The 16,365-nt window shown below is 73.1% G+C and carries 15 protein-coding genes; 11 read left to right on the top strand and 4 right to left on the bottom strand.

All coding sequences use genetic code 11. The annotated features are described in order from the left end of the window. Positions 1–118: 118 nt before the first annotated feature. Complete coding sequence (locus ACFY1H_RS25425; RefSeq protein ID WP_366582188.1) at positions 119–523, top strand: DUF3040 domain-containing protein; 405 nt, start codon at positions 119–121, stop codon at positions 521–523. Positions 524–798: 275 nt separating this feature from the next. Here the strand turns inward: ACFY1H_RS25425 and ACFY1H_RS25420 are convergent, their stop codons facing one another. The 3 genes from ACFY1H_RS25420 to ACFY1H_RS25410 are packed head-to-tail and all read right to left on the bottom strand — an operon-like array spanning position 799 to position 5,630. Beyond that, entirely contained in the window at positions 799–3,369 is a 2,571-nt protein-coding gene (locus ACFY1H_RS25420; RefSeq protein WP_366582187.1) for a DUF3488 and transglutaminase-like domain-containing protein, read from the bottom strand. After that, the gene (locus ACFY1H_RS25415) at positions 3,366–4,637 is read right to left on the bottom strand and encodes a DUF58 domain-containing protein (RefSeq protein WP_386950149.1); all 1,272 of its coding nucleotides are present in this window, start codon (positions 4,635–4,637) and stop codon (positions 3,366–3,368) included. Before ACFY1H_RS25415 ends, ACFY1H_RS25420 begins: the two co-directional genes overlap by 4 nt. Before the next feature lie 33 nt (positions 4,638–4,670). Then, a complete protein-coding gene (locus ACFY1H_RS25410) occupies positions 4,671–5,630 on the bottom strand; it encodes a MoxR family ATPase (RefSeq protein ID WP_366582185.1) in 960 nt (319 codons plus the stop codon). Positions 5,631–6,019: 389 nt separating this feature from the next. Between ACFY1H_RS25410 and ACFY1H_RS25405 the strand changes: the two genes are divergently transcribed. From ACFY1H_RS25405 to ACFY1H_RS25390, 4 genes are read left to right on the top strand one after another with little or no spacing between them, the layout of a single operon-like run. Further along, on the top strand, positions 6,020–6,400 hold the full coding sequence (locus tag ACFY1H_RS25405) for a hypothetical protein (protein WP_366582184.1): 381 nt from the start codon (positions 6,020–6,022) through the stop codon (positions 6,398–6,400). Then, a complete protein-coding gene (locus ACFY1H_RS25400; RefSeq protein ID WP_386950144.1) occupies positions 6,393–6,929 on the top strand; it encodes a DUF3558 family protein in 537 nt (178 codons plus the stop codon). Before ACFY1H_RS25405 ends, ACFY1H_RS25400 begins: the two co-directional genes overlap by 8 nt. Before the next feature lie 33 nt (positions 6,930–6,962). Continuing rightward, complete coding sequence (locus ACFY1H_RS25395) at positions 6,963–7,529, top strand: PPE domain-containing protein (RefSeq protein WP_366582183.1); 567 nt, start codon at positions 6,963–6,965, stop codon at positions 7,527–7,529. Then, positions 7,526–8,245, top strand: a complete 720-nt coding sequence (locus ACFY1H_RS25390; RefSeq protein ID WP_386950140.1) for an ESX secretion-associated protein EspG — start codon at positions 7,526–7,528, stop codon at positions 8,243–8,245. Before ACFY1H_RS25395 ends, ACFY1H_RS25390 begins: the two co-directional genes overlap by 4 nt. A 349-nt stretch (positions 8,246–8,594) precedes the next feature. On the opposite strand, the gene ACFY1H_RS25385 is transcribed toward ACFY1H_RS25390, so the two are convergent. Further along, positions 8,595–9,149, bottom strand: coding sequence for an Lrp/AsnC family transcriptional regulator (locus ACFY1H_RS25385; protein ID WP_386950137.1), 555 nt, complete (start codon positions 9,147–9,149; stop codon positions 8,595–8,597). 18 nt (positions 9,150–9,167) lie between these two features. On the opposite strand from ACFY1H_RS25385, the gene ACFY1H_RS25380 reads away from it, so the two are divergent. From ACFY1H_RS25380 to ACFY1H_RS25355, 6 genes are all read left to right on the top strand, one after another. Further along, positions 9,168–9,953, top strand: a complete 786-nt coding sequence (locus tag ACFY1H_RS25380; protein ID WP_366582180.1) for a hypothetical protein — start codon at positions 9,168–9,170, stop codon at positions 9,951–9,953. A 99-nt stretch (positions 9,954–10,052) separates the two neighbouring features. Continuing rightward, positions 10,053–11,156 (top strand): lysylphosphatidylglycerol synthase transmembrane domain-containing protein, encoded by a 1,104-nt coding sequence (locus ACFY1H_RS25375; protein ID WP_366582179.1) that lies wholly within the window; start codon positions 10,053–10,055, stop codon positions 11,154–11,156. Positions 11,157–12,083: 927 nt separating this feature from the next. Next, entirely contained in the window at positions 12,084–12,515 is a 432-nt protein-coding gene (gene mraZ / locus ACFY1H_RS25370) for a division/cell wall cluster transcriptional repressor MraZ (RefSeq protein ID WP_285965701.1), read from the top strand. A gap of 214 nt (positions 12,516–12,729) precedes the next feature. Further along, on the top strand, positions 12,730–13,686 hold the full coding sequence (rsmH, locus tag ACFY1H_RS25365; protein ID WP_366582178.1) for a 16S rRNA (cytosine(1402)-N(4))-methyltransferase RsmH: 957 nt from the start codon (positions 12,730–12,732) through the stop codon (positions 13,684–13,686). Further along, complete coding sequence (locus ACFY1H_RS25360) at positions 13,683–14,405, top strand: hypothetical protein (RefSeq protein ID WP_366582177.1); 723 nt, start codon at positions 13,683–13,685, stop codon at positions 14,403–14,405. The genes rsmH and ACFY1H_RS25360 overlap by 4 nt, the downstream gene beginning before the upstream one ends. After that, positions 14,405–16,324: a penicillin-binding protein 2 gene (locus tag ACFY1H_RS25355; protein WP_366582176.1), complete on the top strand. Its 1,920-nt coding sequence runs from the start codon at positions 14,405–14,407 to the stop codon at positions 16,322–16,324. The genes ACFY1H_RS25360 and ACFY1H_RS25355 overlap by 1 nt, the downstream gene beginning before the upstream one ends. The last annotated feature ends 41 nt before the right edge of the window (positions 16,325–16,365 follow it).

The following is a 16,365-nucleotide window of genomic DNA, read 5'->3' as shown; positions in this document are numbered from 1 at the left end:
GTAGTCGGACGCGCGCGGGGCTCGTATCCTGGACAGTGCCGCCCCGCCTGGGGCCGGCAGTTGGGTCCAGAACGTTGCGCGGCCCGGCGCCCGCGACAGCTGTGCCGGAGGAGGAAAGATGCCACTCTCCGAGCATGAGCAGCGGCTGCTCGATCAGATCGAGCGCGAGCTCTATGCCGAGGACCCCAAGTTCGCATCCACGGTGCGTGGCACCCGGTTGCGCCGCCCCGCCCGTCGACGGCGCATCCAAGGGATCGCGCTGTTCGTGGTGGGGGTAGCGCTCCTGGTGCTCGGCGTGGTGGTGCCCGTCCTGCGGGTCGCCGACATCCCGTTGATCAGCGTGCTGGGGTTCCTCGTGATGTTCTTCGGGGTCATGATGGCGGTCACGTCGATACGCCACGGCGACAGCGGCGGAGGCGGCAAAGACTCCGGCCGCGGCGGCGGTGGCAAGGGATCGGGCGGCAAGAGCTCGTTCACGCAACGCATGGAAGAGCGCTTCCGCCAGCGCTTCGAGGAGCAGTAGCTCCCTTCGGTCACATCGTGGGATCCGCGCTTCACCCGGTAGGGGTGGAGCGCGGATTCTCGTGTGCTCAGGTCCGGTCGCCCCTTCGCAGCCCGGCGCGGCCGTTGCCCAGGCCCGCCCGATCGTGACTCTTCGGTCCCGGCTGCCTCGATCGTGATTCTCTTCGGGCCCCGCCGCGCGTGCTGCGGCCCGGTTCGTCCGGCCCCGGCCGACCCACCCAGGACAAGCGCCGGCCCCGGTCGCCAGAGCGAGCCGGGGCCGGGGAACCACGTGGGTCAGGAGCGGCGCCGCAGGATCGACTTCGGGAACAGCCGCCCGCGCAAGGACAGCGGGGCCGTGGTGCGCAGGCTGTGGCGGAGGCGGTCGAAGGCCGGGGCCAGCTCCGGATCAGCCGTGGTCGCGCCGCTGTACCAGGTGCGCTCGACGGCGCCGATCACCGTGCGCAGGCTGTCGCGGCCGGAGTCGTCGAGGTGGTGGCGCTCGGCGATCTTCTGGCCGGCCACGCGGACCGTGTCGCTGTCGGCCAGGGGCAGGCCACGGTCGGCGCACTCGGCCTTGAGCTCGCGCCACGCCGCGTCGGCGGAGCCGGGGGCGTGGGTGACGATCGCCTGTAGCCGCCGGCGGCGGGCGAAGTCGCGCAGCGCGGCCGGGCCGCCGAGCCCGACCAGGAGCAGCACGACGATCACGGCGAACCACCAAGCCACGAGGCCGGCCAGGAATCCCAGCGCCGCAACGAGGAGCACGCCGCCCGCCAGCGGCAGCCACAGGGCGGCCTGGCTGGTCCGCGCGGCCGGGGGAGCGGGCGCGTGGACGAGGACGTCGCCGTCGGGTACGGCCCCGGGCGGCAGATCCGGAGTCGCCGCACCCGGGGCGGGCGGCCGCCGCCGCAGGACGTACGCCGTGACCACCGCCGCGGCGCCCAGGACCGCGAGCACGGCGGCGAGGATCGCGAGCCAGCCGTCGTGCGATTCGGGCGTGGCCGTGGTGGCCGGGGTGGCCTCGTTCTGGCCCTTGTCGAGCGGCGAGTCCGCCGTCGGGGCGCTGGAGTGCGGCGCGGTGGGCAGGTCGTCGGTGGCGTCGGGCTGCTGGGCGTTGGAGTTCTTCTGCTGCAGGTACGACGGGACGATGCCGCGGCCGTCGGCGAGCGGCGTCGGGTCGAAGCTGACCCAGCCCTTGTCGCCGAAGTACGCCTCGACCCACGCGTGCGCGTCCTGCGAGCTGATCGACTGGTAGTCGCCCTTCGGCACGCCCGGCGTGAAGCCGATGGCCACCCGCGCGGGGATGTGGGCGACGCGCAGCATCACGGCCATCGCCGACGCGTACTGCTCGCAGTAGCCGCGCTTGCCGTTGAGGATGAAGTCGGCCAGCGCGTCGGCGTCGGTGGCGTCCGCGGTCTTCGTGTCGTACACGAAACCGTTCTGCGCGCTGAAGAACTGCCACAGCGCGGTGGCCTTGTCGAAGTTGTCGGTCTTGCCGGCGATGAGCTGGTTCGTCTTCGCGACCACCCGCGGGTCCACGCGGCCGATCTGCGAGTAGAACGCCGGGACCTCGTCGGACTTCGGGTCGGCCGCGCGCAGCTCGGCAGCCGTCGGTTCCTTCAGCGACGCCACCTCGGTGTACGTCGGCGCGGACTCGCTCTTCGTGGTGAACACGGCGCCGCTGACCCGGTCGTACAGCCACTGCGGCGAAAGCCCGCGCAGCGCGCGCGGCGCACCGTAGACGGGCAGCCAATTGTCCACCCACTGCGTGGGCTGGATCTGGATCTGCCGCGACACGCCGGTGCCGTCGTCGCCGGGCGCGGCGGGCAGAGTGCTGTTGGCGAGCACACCCGTCTGCGCCTGGCCGCCGCCGCGCAGGCCCCAGCCCTGGTTCGGCGTATACGTGTCGAGCGTGAACGCCCGCAGGTACCGGCGGTCGTTGCCGAGGCCGCGGACCTGGAACAGCTCGGTGTTCTGACCCTGGTCGAGCAGGCCGCGCAGCTGCGTGAACGGCGCGACGCCGAACCCGCCGCTGCCGTCGCCGCCCGCGCCGGAGCCGGCGCCGAACGGGATCTTCCCGACGGTGCCCACCCACGTGATCCCGCCGCCGAGCAGACCGAGCACGATCGCCGCGCTGACCACGGCCACGGGCGCCTGCATCACGCGCGCGCGCCCGCCCGAACCGGGCGCCTCACGGTTGCGCCAGCGCCGGTGCCGGTGGTTGCCGTCGAGGGCGAGCAGGCACGCGAACGCGGCCGCGCCGAGCAGGAACGTCCACCACGGCAGCATTTCGTCGGACAGCGCAGCGGGCACCGCGTACACGCACAGCAGGACCAGACCAGTCGCCGCCGGCGCCGCGGCGGCCACCGCGAGCGTGTCGACGAGCACCGCGACCAGCCCGATCGCGATCGTCACCAGGCACAGGATCGGCTGCGTGCCCTCGACCGGCGGCAGCCCGGTGCGGATCTGCTCGGCCGACGCCGCGAGCGTCGCCTGCAGCTCGCCGAACGCCGTGGGGCCGGGGATGATCTTGAGGATGCCTTGCGTGGTGAACGCGCCCGTGACCAGGAACAGCAGCACCAGGAGCTGGCCCAGACCGACGAGCACCGTCGGCGCGCGCAGTGAGCGCAGCGCCAGGCCGGTCGACGCGATCAGGATGACCGCCACGAACAAGTAGCCGAACCACGCCCACCCGGAGACCACGCCGGTCAGCGACGTGGCCGCGCACAGCGTCGCGATGCCGGCGGCGACGGGCGGCAGGATTCCGCTCGACCACACCGGCGGCTGGGCGGCCGGCTGCGGGGTCGGCGTGTGGGGGATCGGCGGGGGAGCCTGGGAAACGGGCGGACGGGGTGCCGTCGTGGTCATCGCGCACCGCCGATCAGGGCGCCGCGGTGGGCACCCGTGCGGCACAGCTCGGCCCACGCCTGCGGCATCGGCGTCTGCGGGCCGGCGACCACGACGCCCCAGCCGTTCGCGCGCAGCAGCTCGGCGGCGTCCTTCGTGGCCGCGGCCTGGTGGTCGGACGATCCGGACCCGGCCCAGCTCGGCGTGTCCAGCAGCACCGCGAGGCTGCGGACGCCGCGCGGGCGGTAGCGGGCCAGCTCGTGCACCGACTCCGCGCTGACCGTGCCGAGCACCGCGATGAGCTCCTGTCCTTCGGCCGGGTCGTGCCCGAGCGTCACGTCGCGCTGGTGCGCGGGCTGCAGCCCGGCCAGCGCGTCGAGCACCACGTTGTCGTAGCCTTCGCCGCCTTCACCCGGGGTGTCGGCGAGCGTGATGCCGTGTTCGGTGACCAGTCGGACGCGGTGGCCGGAGCGGCGCAGGTGCAGCGCCACGGAAGCGGCGAACGACACCGCCCACTCGAGGCTCGCCGTGGGACCCGTGCCGTGGTGGGCGGCGGCGCGGTGGTCGACCAGCACGGTCGTGCCGCCCCGCCACGGCCGTTCTTCGACGCGCACCATGACCTCGTCGCGGCGCGCGGTGGAGCGCCAGTGGACCTTCCGCATGTCGTCGCCGGTGCGGTAGTGGCGCACGATCACATCGGGCTCACCCTGCCCGGCGTGCAGGCGGACCGTGCCGTCGTCGCCCGCGCCGACGCCGGCGCCGCCCGGCAGGCCCCACAGCCCGACGACGCGCGGCACCACCACGAGCCGGGAGTGCCCGATCAGCTCGCGTTCGAACTCGCACAGCCCGAACGGGTCGGTGATCGTCGCGCGCAGCGGCCCCACCTGCTGGATCCCGCGCAGCAACGGCTGCAGCGGGTAGCGCAGCAGCACCCGGCGGTCGTGCGGCAGCCGCTCGACCACGAACCGCGGCTTCGAGCCCAGCGCGTACGGCACGCCGTCCTCGAGCAGCACCTCGCCGCCCGGGAGCCGGCCGCTGCGCCACAGCTCGAGGTGCACCTCGCCGCTCGCGCCGACGGCCACACGCTCCGGCCGCAGCGCCCGCGTGGCACCGAGTCGGAGCCGGGTCGCCGAGATGAACGCGGCGACCAGCAGCGGCAGCGCCACCACGAAGATGGCGACACGCAGCAGGTCACGCTCGTTGAGCACCAGCGAGCACACGGCCGCGGCGATCCCCGCGGCCAGGAGGCAGCGGCCGCGGGTGGTGAGGCCGGAGAGTGCGCGCAGCATGCGGTTCTCGGATTCGCGTAAGGGGATCGCCGGTCAGCGGGTGCCGGTGGAGCCCTGGGGGACGGGGACGCGGTGCAGAACAGCGCGGACCACGTCGGTCGCCGAGCGGCGGGCGGCGTGCGCCTCGGTGGTGAGCACGAGCCGGTGCGCCAGCACGGGCACGGCGACCGTGTGCAGGTCGTCCGGCACCACGTACTCGCGGCCCGACAGCGCCGCCTGAGCCCGCGCGGCACGGACCAGGTGCAGCGTCGCGCGCGGGGAGGCGCCCAGCCGGATCTCCGGCACCTGCCGGGTCGCCGACACCAGGTCCACGGCGTAGCGCCGGACCTCCGGCGCGATGTGCACCGCGCGCACGGTCTCGATGAGGCGCTGCACGGTCGCGCCGTCGGACACCGCCGAAAGCTCGGCCAGCGGGTTGTGGCCCGCGTGCTCGTCGACCATGGCCAGCTCGGCCTGCTGGTCGGGGTAGCCGATCGACACCCGCGCGGTGAAGCGGTCGCGCTGGGCCTCGGGCAGGGCGTAGGTGCCCTCCATCTCGATCGGGTTCTGCGTGGCGATCACCATGAACGGCGCGCCGAGCAGGTACGTGCTCGTGTCGACCGTGACCTGGTGCTCTTCCATGCACTCGAGCAGCGCCGACTGCGTCTTCGGCGAGGCGCGGTTGATCTCGTCGCCCACCACGATGTTCGCGAACACCGGGCCGGGCCGGAACTCGAACTCGCCGGTCTGGCGGTTGTAGATCGACACGCCGGTGACGTCGCTCGGCAGCAGGTCGGGCGTGAACTGCACGCGGCTCACGGTGCAGTCGATCGACCGCGCGAGCGCCTTGGCCAGCGAGGTCTTGCCGACGCCCGGCACGTCCTCCACGAGCAGGTGACCCTCGGCGAGGAGGGTCACCAGCGCGATCCGGATGACGTCGGGCTTCCCGACCAGCACGCGTTCGACGTTGGCGGCGATCCGGCGGGCCGTGTCGTGCAGCTCGTCGAGGGACACTCTCGGGGCGTACCCGTTGCCTCGCCCGTTCGGGGCATCCGCCGAGGGGTAGGGCGGCTGCCCGGCCCCGCCGCCCTGCGGTCCGGCAGGGGTGGCGGACTGGATTCTCGACGTCACTCGTCCTCCTGGTGGCGCATGCCTGTGCGGCTTTCACCGGCTCCGCCGGGTCGCTCGCTGTCCGCGCAGCGATCAGCGTTCCATCCAGTGTGTCAAACTCGGGCGAACTCGGCGCCGGAACCCCGCGAACGGCCGCCGATGACTCTCCGGTAATGCCCTCGGTCCGCCGTTCGGGTGTACGGAGCCGCGTTTTCGGGTGCTCCCGCTGACGGAGGGCTCTCACGTATGCTCCGAAACCGAGGTCGCTCGACTACGGAGAGGCGTAACCGCTCATGAGCGAGGTGGGGGCCGCACCGCTGCCCGACGTGCCGGGCCTGACGAGCTCGGGATCCGGCTCCGGCCGGTTCGCGGTGGCGCCGGAGCTGGCGACGGCCACCTACACGAAGCTCGGCGAGCTGCAGGACGTGGTGGGCGAGATGGTCCGCGAAGCCAACGTGCTGGGCCGCTCGGTGCCGCTGGGCAGCGGGTACGCCGGCGAGGTCGGCGCGTTCATGGCGCAGTACGGCTTCGGCCGCGACGGGTCGGCGGTCGCGCAGCTGACCGCGTTCGGCAAGCAGATCGAAGACCTCAAGGAACGCATCGAGAGCGCGCTGAAAAAGTACCGGCGTGAGGACGACGCCGCGGCCGACGGCGTGGACTGTGCCGGTGGCTGAGCCCGTGCGCAAGCTCCTGCTGCTGGTCTCTGCCCTCCTCGTGCTCGCCGCGTGCGGGCGCCCCGTGACCCCGAAGGCGGTCGCGGCCGACGGCGGACCGGAACCCGCGCCGTCGAGCTCGGCCCGTCCGGCGCTGGCCGAGCTGGATCCGTGCGCGCTGCTCTCGCCGAGCGACCGCTCGAGCGCCGGGCTCACCGAGCTGGGCAAGCCGAAGACGATCGGCGAGGCGCGCGCGTGCGACTGGACGGTGCCCTCGACGTTCGGCGTCACGGTCACGCTCGACGAGACCGCCGGGCTCGCCAACCTCGACGTCTCCCACGGCACGCGCACCAAGAAGAAGGTGGGCGCGCACCAGGCGCTGCAGGTGGCGGACAAGAAGGCCGCGGCCGGCACGTGCGCCGTGCTGCTGGGGGTCGGCGACTCCGCGAGCGTGCAGGTGGACGTGAGCAACGCGAGCTTCTCCGACACCACGCTTGCGTGCTCCCGCGCGACGACCGTCGCCGGGCTGGTGGAGCCGAAGCTGCCCTGAGCTTTCCCGATCCCGTTTACCGGAAGGTGTGCCGTGTCCGCAGCCGTGCCCGAGCCGACGGCCCGTTACGAGTCCTTCAGCCACGAAGCGCTGGCCGCGCAGGTCGAACAGGACAACGACCCCGTCGCCGCCGGCCAGGCCGGGGCGCGCTGGACCGAGCTCGCGCGCAAGTTCGAGGATTCGACCGCGTCGCTGGCCGCGCTGTCGGCGGCCAGCCAGGAGACGTGGGAAGGCGAAGCGGGCGACGCGATGCGCGCGGTGCTCGCGCGGGCGGCCGGCTGGCTGGGGGAGTCCGCGGCGGTGTCCACTGTGGTCGGTGACGCCGTGGCGGGGCAGGCCGACGTGGCGGCGCGGGCGCGGGCCGAGATGCCGCCGCCGGTCGAGTTCGACCCGGCGGCGATGATCCGCTCGGCCGCCGCGAGCGGCAACGTCCTGGAGCTCGCCGGGCTGTCGTTCGCGATGGACGCGCGCCGCGCGGAAGCCGAAGCGGCGCGGCAGAAGGCGATCGACGTCGTACGAACCCGCGACACCGCGCTGCACGGGCTGGTGCCGGGCGTCGCGTTCCCGGACACCCCGGCCCTCGGCGCGGGGCCGGCTTGATCCGGCTCTCCGCGTCGGCCTTCGACGTGGTGTGGCACGACCTCGGGCTCGGCCCCGTTCCGGTGCCCCTGGCGGTGCCCAGCGTCGGCGCGACCGAGGCCGAACGCGCGGCCGTGCGCGCCGAGGTCTACCGCGGCCTCACCGGCCGCGGCCTCTTCGACGGACGGCTCGCCCCCGAGCTGGAGAACCGGCTGCGGCTGCTCGACAGCGGCTCGCGCTACGTCGCGTGCGAAACCCTGGTGGACATGACCGCCGACACGCCGTTCCGCGCCGTGACCGCCGTGCGCGGCCGCAGCGGGGTGCTCGCGGTTCAGCCCGAACGGACGGTGGGACTCAGCGGAATCCGCGAGGGCGAGCTCGTTTCGGCGCTCGTCGAGGTGCTGCCGCGGCTGTCGCCGGGCCCCGGGTTCGGCGTCAGCCTGCCTGCCTCGGGATGGGACTCGACTTCGTCCGCGGCTTCCGCTTCGACGGCCCGCCAGGCCGAGGAGATCGCCGCGATCCAGGCCCGGCCGGTCTTCGCCGCGGGCCAGTTCGGCGCCTACACCCGCACCAGCAGCGGCCGCATCGACCGCCGCGGCGGCCTGACCTGGTTCGACACCGACGCGGGCGCCTACTCCGCCGGCGTGTCCGCCGGCCGCGGCGGGCAGGACTGGGTGACCGTCGCCCCGGTCGACGGGCCGCGGCTGGTCGAGCGGGTTCTGGCGCTGTTCGGCTGAGCTGCCGGCTTAGGCGGGGTCGAGCAGGGCGGTCGCGCTGACGTCGAGCCGGGCGGCTGTGCATTCGCCGGCCCGAGGTGTTCGATCGGTGCGCGTTCGAGCTGGGGCCACGTGCAATGCACTGCAGTGATGCCGGAGCTGGTCACCGGTCCCGGGCCGCGGTTGGTAGAGCGGGCCCTGGCGTTGTTCGGCTGAGCGCCGACAGCTCACGCGGATTCAGCGAGCCGGTCGCGCTGACATCGAGTCGGGCGGCTGCAGCCGCCGGCCGAGGCGTGGGACCGCTGCGCGGCCATGGTTCGTTCGAGCTGGGTCAGGTGCTGTGGGCCCGGCGGAAGCTGTGCCGGGCGGCTCAGGCGAGGTCGAGCAGGCCGGTCGCGCTGACGTCGAGTTCGTGGAGCACCAGGCGGCTGCGCAGCTCGCGGACGCCGTGTTCGCGTTTGAGGCGGTCGACGACCGTTTCGAACTCCGCGGGGTCCAGGCAGGCGAGGCGGAGCTGGTAGTCGTACTCGCCGGTCATGCGGGCGCCGGACACGACCTGCGGGACTCGGTGCAGTTCGCGTTCGAAGTGGGTGCGGTCGACGTCTTCGCGCAGGCGCACGTCGCTGACCATGGTCAGGCCGCGGCCGAGGGCGGCGGGGTCCAGGTCGGCGCGGAAGCCGCGGATGACGCCGGCGGCGCGGAGGCGGCGCACGCGGTCCGCGACGGTGTTGGCGGAAAGGCACACCTGGGCGCTGAGCTCGTTGTAGGTGCGGCGGCCGTCCTCTTCGAGGAGCCGGACGAGTGAGCGGTCGATGGCGTCCACAGGCGTGATTGTGCAGAACTCGGCGAGGTCGGGCGAGTGCCGAGGAAAACTCGGTGAATAGCCGACGCAGCCCGTGATTTCCGAGCCACCTTCGGCGGACATCCTGGAACCGTTCCGGGCATGGATGTCCTGCTACCGCCCCTGTTGCCCGTGTTCAGCGTCCTGCTCGTGACCGTCGTCCAGCGCCGCTACGGGCCGCGGCTCGGCGGCCGGCTCGCGGGCTTCCCGACGACGACCTTTCCGTTCCTGCTCGTCCTCCTGGCGCGTGACGGTGCAGCCACCGTGGCCGACGCGGCGCGCGGGATGATCGCCGGCCAGCTGGTGGTGGCGGCTTTCTGCCTCGGCTATGGCCGGGTCGCCCGCCGGGTGCGGCGCCCGGCCGTCGCGGCCACGGTGGCGCTGGCCGTCGCCGCCGGGGCGTTGTCGCTGGTGGCCGAGGTGGGGTCGCCGTGGGTCGCGGCGGCGGTGACCGGCGCCGTCGTGCTCACCGGGCTGGTGACCTGGCCGCCGGCGCCGCCGATCGACGTCGTCGGCCCGGCTCCACGCTGGGAGCTGCCCGTGCGCGTCGCGGCCGCTGCGGCCGTCGTGACGGCGCTGGCCGTCCTGTCGAGGATGCTCGGCCCGCACCTGGCCGGCGTGCTCGCCTGCACTCCGGTCGTCCTGGCGATCCTCACCCCGACCACCCACGGCGGGTCCGGCTTCGCCGCCGCCGAAACCCTGGTGCGTTCCGCTTTGCGCTCGCTGCCCGGGACGCTGGTGTTCGCCGTGGTCACCGCGTGGTGCGTGGTGCCGCTCGGGCCGGTGGCGGCGTTCGCTCTGGCGGGGGCCGGGCTGGTGGCGGCCGACCACCTCGTCGGCCGGTTGCCGGCCGCACGGCAGCCGGTCGGGGCCGGTCAATCCCGCTGACCCCCATTCGTGGCGTGATACTTCACGCCGCGGTGGGCGGAATGCTCGGCCGCACACTGGGGTTGTCGCCATTGAGAAACAGTGTGGGAGGAGGCCGGCGTGACGAGCCTCGAGATGGCGGACACGGAGTCCGGAGCGGTCGAGCACCGCGCGGCGGCGCGCCGTCGGCTGCCCTGGCGGCCGGTGCTCCACTGGGCCGTCGTGGCCGCCGCGCTCGGGTACCTCGTGTGGCGTGTGCCCGAGCTGGCCAGGGAGTTCGCACAGCTCGACCGCATCCAGTGGGGCTGGGTCGTGGCGGCCGGGCTCGCCGGGCTCGCGGCGCTGGCCGTCTACGGCGAAGTGCACCGCCAGCTGCTGCTGGTCGGGGGAGCGCACGTGCCGCCCTCGGCCGTGCAGGGCATCACCTTCGCGCAGAACGCCGTCTCGACCACGGTGCCCGTGGTGGGCGGGGCCGGCTCGCTCGCGTACGCGATCAACCAGCTGCGCCGACGCGGCGTCGACAGTGCCCTGTCGGCCTGGGCGGTCCTGCTCGCCGGCGTGATCACCACCGTGCTGCTCATCGTCCTCGGCTTTCTCGCCCTGGCCTGGGCCGGCCGGGTGCCGTTCCGGCTGGCCGTGCCCGCAGCCATCGTGGTCGCGGCGGGCTCCGCGGGGGTGTGGGCGCTGCTGACGCACCCGACCGTCCTGCAACGCGGGCTCACCTCACTGCTGCGGGTCTTCGGCCGCACCCCGGGCACGTGCACCACCTGCCGCAAGACCTGGCTCGAGAAAGCCGACGCCGCCGCGCTCCAGCTCTCGGAACGCGTCGCACGGCTGCGCCCCGGCGGCACCCGCTGGAGCGTCCTGCTGGTCCTCGCGCTCGCCAGCTGGGGGTTCGACTTCTTCGCCCTCATCGCCAGCGCCGAAGGCACGGGCACCCACATCCGCTGGGACGTCCTCGCCGTGGGCTTCCTGGTCGTCCAGGCCAGCATCGCCCTCCAGATCCTCCCCGGCGGCGCCGGCCTCGCCGAAGCCGGACTGCTCGGCGTGCTCGTCGCCGCGGGCGTCCCCGCCGCCCCGGCCGCTGCCACCGTGCTGATCTACCGCGCGATCAGCTGGGCGGGCCTCTCCCTCGTCGGCTGGGTCGTCTACGCCCTCCAACCTCACGCGACACCGGCCCACGGCCACGAGCGCACCGCCGCTGCGGCACTGCCGCAGGCCTGATCGGCTCGGAGGCCCGGGTGCGGTGGTTGGGCCGCCTCGCGATCGGGCGCCGCGGCGAGGGCCCACGGCCATGACTGGACCGCAGCGGCTGCTCGGTCGCGGACCTGATCGGCTCGATGTCTAGGTCCGGCTCCTGCTCCGGCCTGTTCGGCTTGCGCGGCCGTGTCCCGCGGCTGACGCCTCGTGGCCGGGCGCGCGCGACGCCGCCCACGGGTACGACCCGAGTGCGGCTGCCGCTCTGCGCCAGGCCAAACCCTGCGCCCGTTCCTGGTGATCGAGTCGGCTCGTGGCCGGGTGCTCAGGCGCCAGACCGCGGCTGCCCTCGGCCGCGGGCCTGATCGGCTAGCGCCCAGCGGTTGCGCGCCTCGTGACTGAGCACCCACGGCGTCTGCGAATGGGAACAAGTCGACACCGGCTGCCGCCGCGCCCCAGGTCCTGATCCGCCCCTACCCCAGCGCCCGATGACTGCGGGCGCCCGGCGACCAGACGTTCCCCCGATTCCCCACAGCGCGCCACCGTCGGCCCCACCGGTCTCTCCACCACACCCCACGCGCGGCACCACCGTTCCCCACCAGCGCCCCCACCTCACCCCACCGCGATCCCCACCGGCCCCCACCCGGGTTCCCCACCGGGCCCCACCCAGGGGGTTCCTGGTCTTCACGCTGCCGTTCAGCGGACGTTCGGCAGCCGGTCCGGGTTGCTCCGGGACCCCGGCGCGGGGGATCTTGACCACGGCCCCCACGCGGCCCCCACCAGGCCCCACAGCGCTGACCTGCGTAAACGCGTGACACGACGGAGTTAACGGGGAGCAAGTCGCGTTGACTGTGGTGAAAAGTGGGGTACGGTGGTGACCAGTGGGGCGGAAGGGAGCCCCGTGGCCGGAGCCGGGTGGTTCGCCAGCCGGGGCCGGTAGGGAGGTGGGGGCCGGTGTTCCTCGGCACTCACACCCCGAAGCTGGACGACAAAGGGCGGCTCGCGCTGCCCGCGAAGTTCCGCGACGCCTTGGCCGGCGGGCTGATGGTCACCAAGGGGCAGGACCACTGCCTCTTCGTCTTCCCCCGCGCCGAGTTCGAGCAGATGGCACGGAAGGTCGCCGAAGCCCCGTTCACGAACGAGGCGGTTCGGGCCTACCAGCGTTACCTGTTCGCCGGAACGGACGAACAACGCCCGGACGGGCAGGGGCGCATCACCATCGCGTCCGAGCTCCGGCGCTACGCCGGGCTGAACAAGGAGTGCGTGGTGATCGGCGCGATCACCAGGCTGGAGATCTGGGACGCCCAGGCGTGGCAGGGCTACCTGGACGAACACGAGGACAGCTACGCGAAGGCTCGAGAGGAAGTTCTACCGGGCGTCTTCTAGGGGACACGGGCACCGGAGCACCTGCGTCGTCGGGGGACGCGGGTCCGCCGGGATCGTGGAACCGGAAACGTCCCCGCGGATGCCGTGAGGCCTCTGTCCGCTCTTTGGCCCTGGCGCACCTTCCCCGGTGCCAGGTCGGACCGCGGGCGGGCAGGGACCTGACGGCATCCGCCGCATCTTCCCCGGGAGTACGGAGCGCGGAAGGGGGAGGGGCATGGCGACCGAGCACGAGCACGTTCCGGTGCTGCTGGACCGCATCGTCGAACTGTTCACCCCCGCCTTCGCCGACCGCGACGCGGTGCTGGTCGACGCGACCGTCGGCCTCGGCGGCCACTCCGACGCACTGCTCGAAGCCTTCCCGCGCCTGCGGCTCGTCGCGCTGGACCGCGACCCCGCCGCGCTCGAGCGCTCGGCCGAGCGGCTCGCGCGGCACGGTGACCGCGTCGACCTCGTCCACACCGTCTACGACGGACTCCCCGAAGCCATCGAGAGCCTCGGACTGTCCCGTGTGGACGGCATCCTCTTCGACCTCGGCGTGTCCTCGATGCAGCTGGACCGCGCCGAACGCGGCTTCGCGTACTCGAAGGACTCCCCGCTCGACATGCGGATGGACCCGACCACCGGCTTCACCGCCGCCGACGTGCTCAACACCTACGCGCCGGGCGAGCTGATCCGGATCCTGCGCGACTACGGCGAAGAGCGCTTCGCGCAGCGGATCGTCAAAGCCGTCGTCGCCGCGCGCGAGAAGGAACCGTTCACGCGCAGCGCGCGGCTCGTCGAACTGCTCTACGACGCCGTGCCCGCCGCGAGCCGCCGCACCGGCGGGCACCCGGCCAAGCGCACGTTCCAGGCACTGCGGATCGAGGTCAACGGCGAGCTGGAAGTGCTGCGACGGGCGATGCCGGCCGCGCTCTCGGCGCTCGCCATGGACGGCCGCATCGTCGTGGAGTCCTACCAGTCGCTCGAAGACCGCCTGGTGAAGCAGGCGTTCGCGGAGCTCGCGAAGTCGCGGACCCCGGAGGGGCTCCCGGTCGAACTGCCCGGGCACGGCCCCGAGCTGAAACTCCTGACCCGAGGAGCCGAGAAGGCAGGCGAAGGCGAGATCGAGCACAACCCCAGGGCCGCCTCCGTGCGGCTGCGGGCAGCACAGAGGATCGGAGAGCCGCGATGACCGCACCCACGAAGTCCCGCCGCCGCTCCGGCGCGCCGGCGACGCGCCGGAGCGCGCAAGCGGGGACCACGGTCGAGCAGGAACCGCAGACCACCGGCCGCACCACCGCGCAGCCGGAAACCACGCCGCGCCGGTCCTCGCGCGGCCGCACCACGGCCGCCGAGCGGGCGTACGCGCGCCGCGCGCAGCGGGCCGACCTGCTGCAGCAGCGCGAGCCGAAGAAGCCCCAGCTTCAACGCACCGAGACCGAGGCCAAGCCGAAGCAGAAGCGCCTGCTGCTGCGCTGGCCGCGTTCGCGCGCCTCGTTCGTGCTGGTCATGATGGGGCTGCTGGCCGTCGGCGTCGCCTCGACGCTGTGGCTGACCACCCAGGCCATCGCCGACTCCTACCGCCTCGAGCAGCTGCGCACGACCAACGCGAGCCTGGCCGAGGCGAAGGACCGGCTCGAGCGTGACGTCGCGAAGGCGCAGTCGCCCGCGTCGCTGGCGCCGGCCGCGAAGCAGCTGGGCATGGTGCCCGGCGGCGACCCGGCCCGCATCGTCGTGGGGCCGGACGGCAAGACCACCGTCGTCGGCGAGCCGACGAAGGCCCAGCCCGCCGCCGGCTCGACGGCCGAGACGCCGCCGCAGCAGCCGGGCGCGCCGGCCGGGCAGCCCGCCTCCGGTCAGCAGGAGGGCGGCATCGAGGGCGACCTGCCGGCCACCCCGGCGGGGCAGTGATGGTGGCTTCGGGGGCGAGCCGGGCGCGCGCCGCGGGCAGCGCCCGGCGCACGTACGCCGCGGGCACGCGCCGCGCGGTGGCCAAGCGCGGCAACGGCGGGCAGCGCAGCCGCTTCTCGGCCGTGCGCATCCTGCTGGTGGCGCTCATGGTCATCGCGGGCGTGAAGCTCGTGCAGGTGCAGTGGTTCGAAGCGCCCACGCTCTCGGCCGCGGCCGAGCGGCAGCGCAGCCTCACCATCGACATCCCCGCGCAGCGCGGGTCCATTGTGGACCGCAATGGCAACAAGCTCGCCTTCAGCGTGGAAACCCGCACGCTGTCGGTGAACCTGCGCGTGCTGCACAAGACGATGGACGACTACGCGAAGAAGAACCCCGCCAAGGGCGTCACCTTCGAATCCGAGGTCACCCGCGCGGCCAAGTACATCGCCGCGAAGGTGCCCAACCTGACGACCGAGCAGGAACTGCTGACGAAGCTGAACAAGCCGCAGTCGTTCACCTACCTCGTGGACAACGTCGAGCCCTCCGTGGCCGCCGACATCGTCAAGCAGTTCGCGTGGATCGGCGTCGAGAACCGCGCCATGCGCGAGTACCCGGGCGACACGCTCGCGTCGAACATCGTCGGCCTCGCCAACTGGCGCATGGAGGACCCCGACGTGTCCAAGCACAACCTCCACGGCGTGGTCGGGCTGGAGCAGTCGCGCGACAACGACCTGGCGGGCACGCCGGGCCGCGAGATCGTGAACACCCAGAACGGCAACGACAACCTGTACCTGCCGGGCTCCGAGCACGTGCTGCAGGCGGCGATCCCCGGTTCGGACCTCGAACTGACCATCGACTCGGATCTGCAGTACGAGCTGCAGCGGCAGCTGAGCGACTACGTCGCGCAGTCGCACGCCAAGGGCGGCCAGGCCGTGATCATGGACTCGCGGACCGGCGAGATCTACGCGCTGGCCGACGACAAGACGTTCAACCCGAACGACCAGTCGACCTTCCAGGACGAACTGCTCAACGACCGCGCGGTGACCACACCGTACGAACCGGGCTCGGTGAACAAGATCGTCACCGCCACCGCGGCCATCGACGAGGGCATCGCCACGCCGCAGTCGACGATCGCGGTCCCGGGCGAGATCAAGATCGCCGACCGCACGGTGCACGACGCTTGGGTGCACGGCACGCAGAACTTCACCACCACCGGCATCTTCGCCAAGTCCTCCAACGTCGGCACGCTGGAGCTGGCGCAGAAGATCGGCCCGGACCGCTACTCGGACCTGCTGAAGAAGTTCGGCATCGGCCAGCGCACCGGCCTCGGCCTGCCCGGTGAGAGCCCGGGTTACGTGCCGCCGCGCAGCCAGTGGTCGGCCAGTACGTTCGGCAACCTGCCGATCGGCCAGGGCCTGTCGATGACCGTGGTCCAGATGGCCGGGATGTACCAGGCGATCGCCAACAACGGCCTGCGCGTGCCGCCGCGGATCGTGAAGGCGAAGAAGAACCCGGACGGCACGGTCGTGCCCGAGCCGGCGCCGAAGCCGGTGCAGGTGGTCAGCCCGCAGACCGCGACGACGGTGCGCGACATGCTGCGCGCGGTGGTGCAGAACGCCAAGAGCCCCAACGCGGGCACGGCGCCGTCGGCCGCGCTGGAGGGCTACCAGATCTCGGGCAAGACGGGCACCGGCCAGCAGGTCGACCCGCGCACGAAGGCCTACAGCCAGAGCCTGGCCAACATCACCTTCGCCGGGATCCTGCCCGCCGACCACCCGCGGTTCGTCGTCGGCATCCGCCTCGACGCGCCCGACACCACGCTGCCGGCCGGGCATTCGGCGGGCCCGCTGTTCCACTCCATCGCCTCGTACCTTACGCAGCGCTACCAGATTCCGCTGTCCGACGGTCCGTCGCCGGAGGTCCCGCTCATCATCCCGTGACGCGCCCGCGACGTTCCCGGGACACGACCGGAATGTCTTTG

The organism is Amycolatopsis sp. NPDC001319, assembly GCF_042896185.1.
Classification (GTDB): Bacteria; Actinomycetota; Actinomycetes; order Mycobacteriales; family Pseudonocardiaceae; genus Amycolatopsis.
The sequence above is the reverse complement of the archived record's forward strand: the minus strand, read 5'-3'. Positions and strand labels throughout refer to the sequence as shown.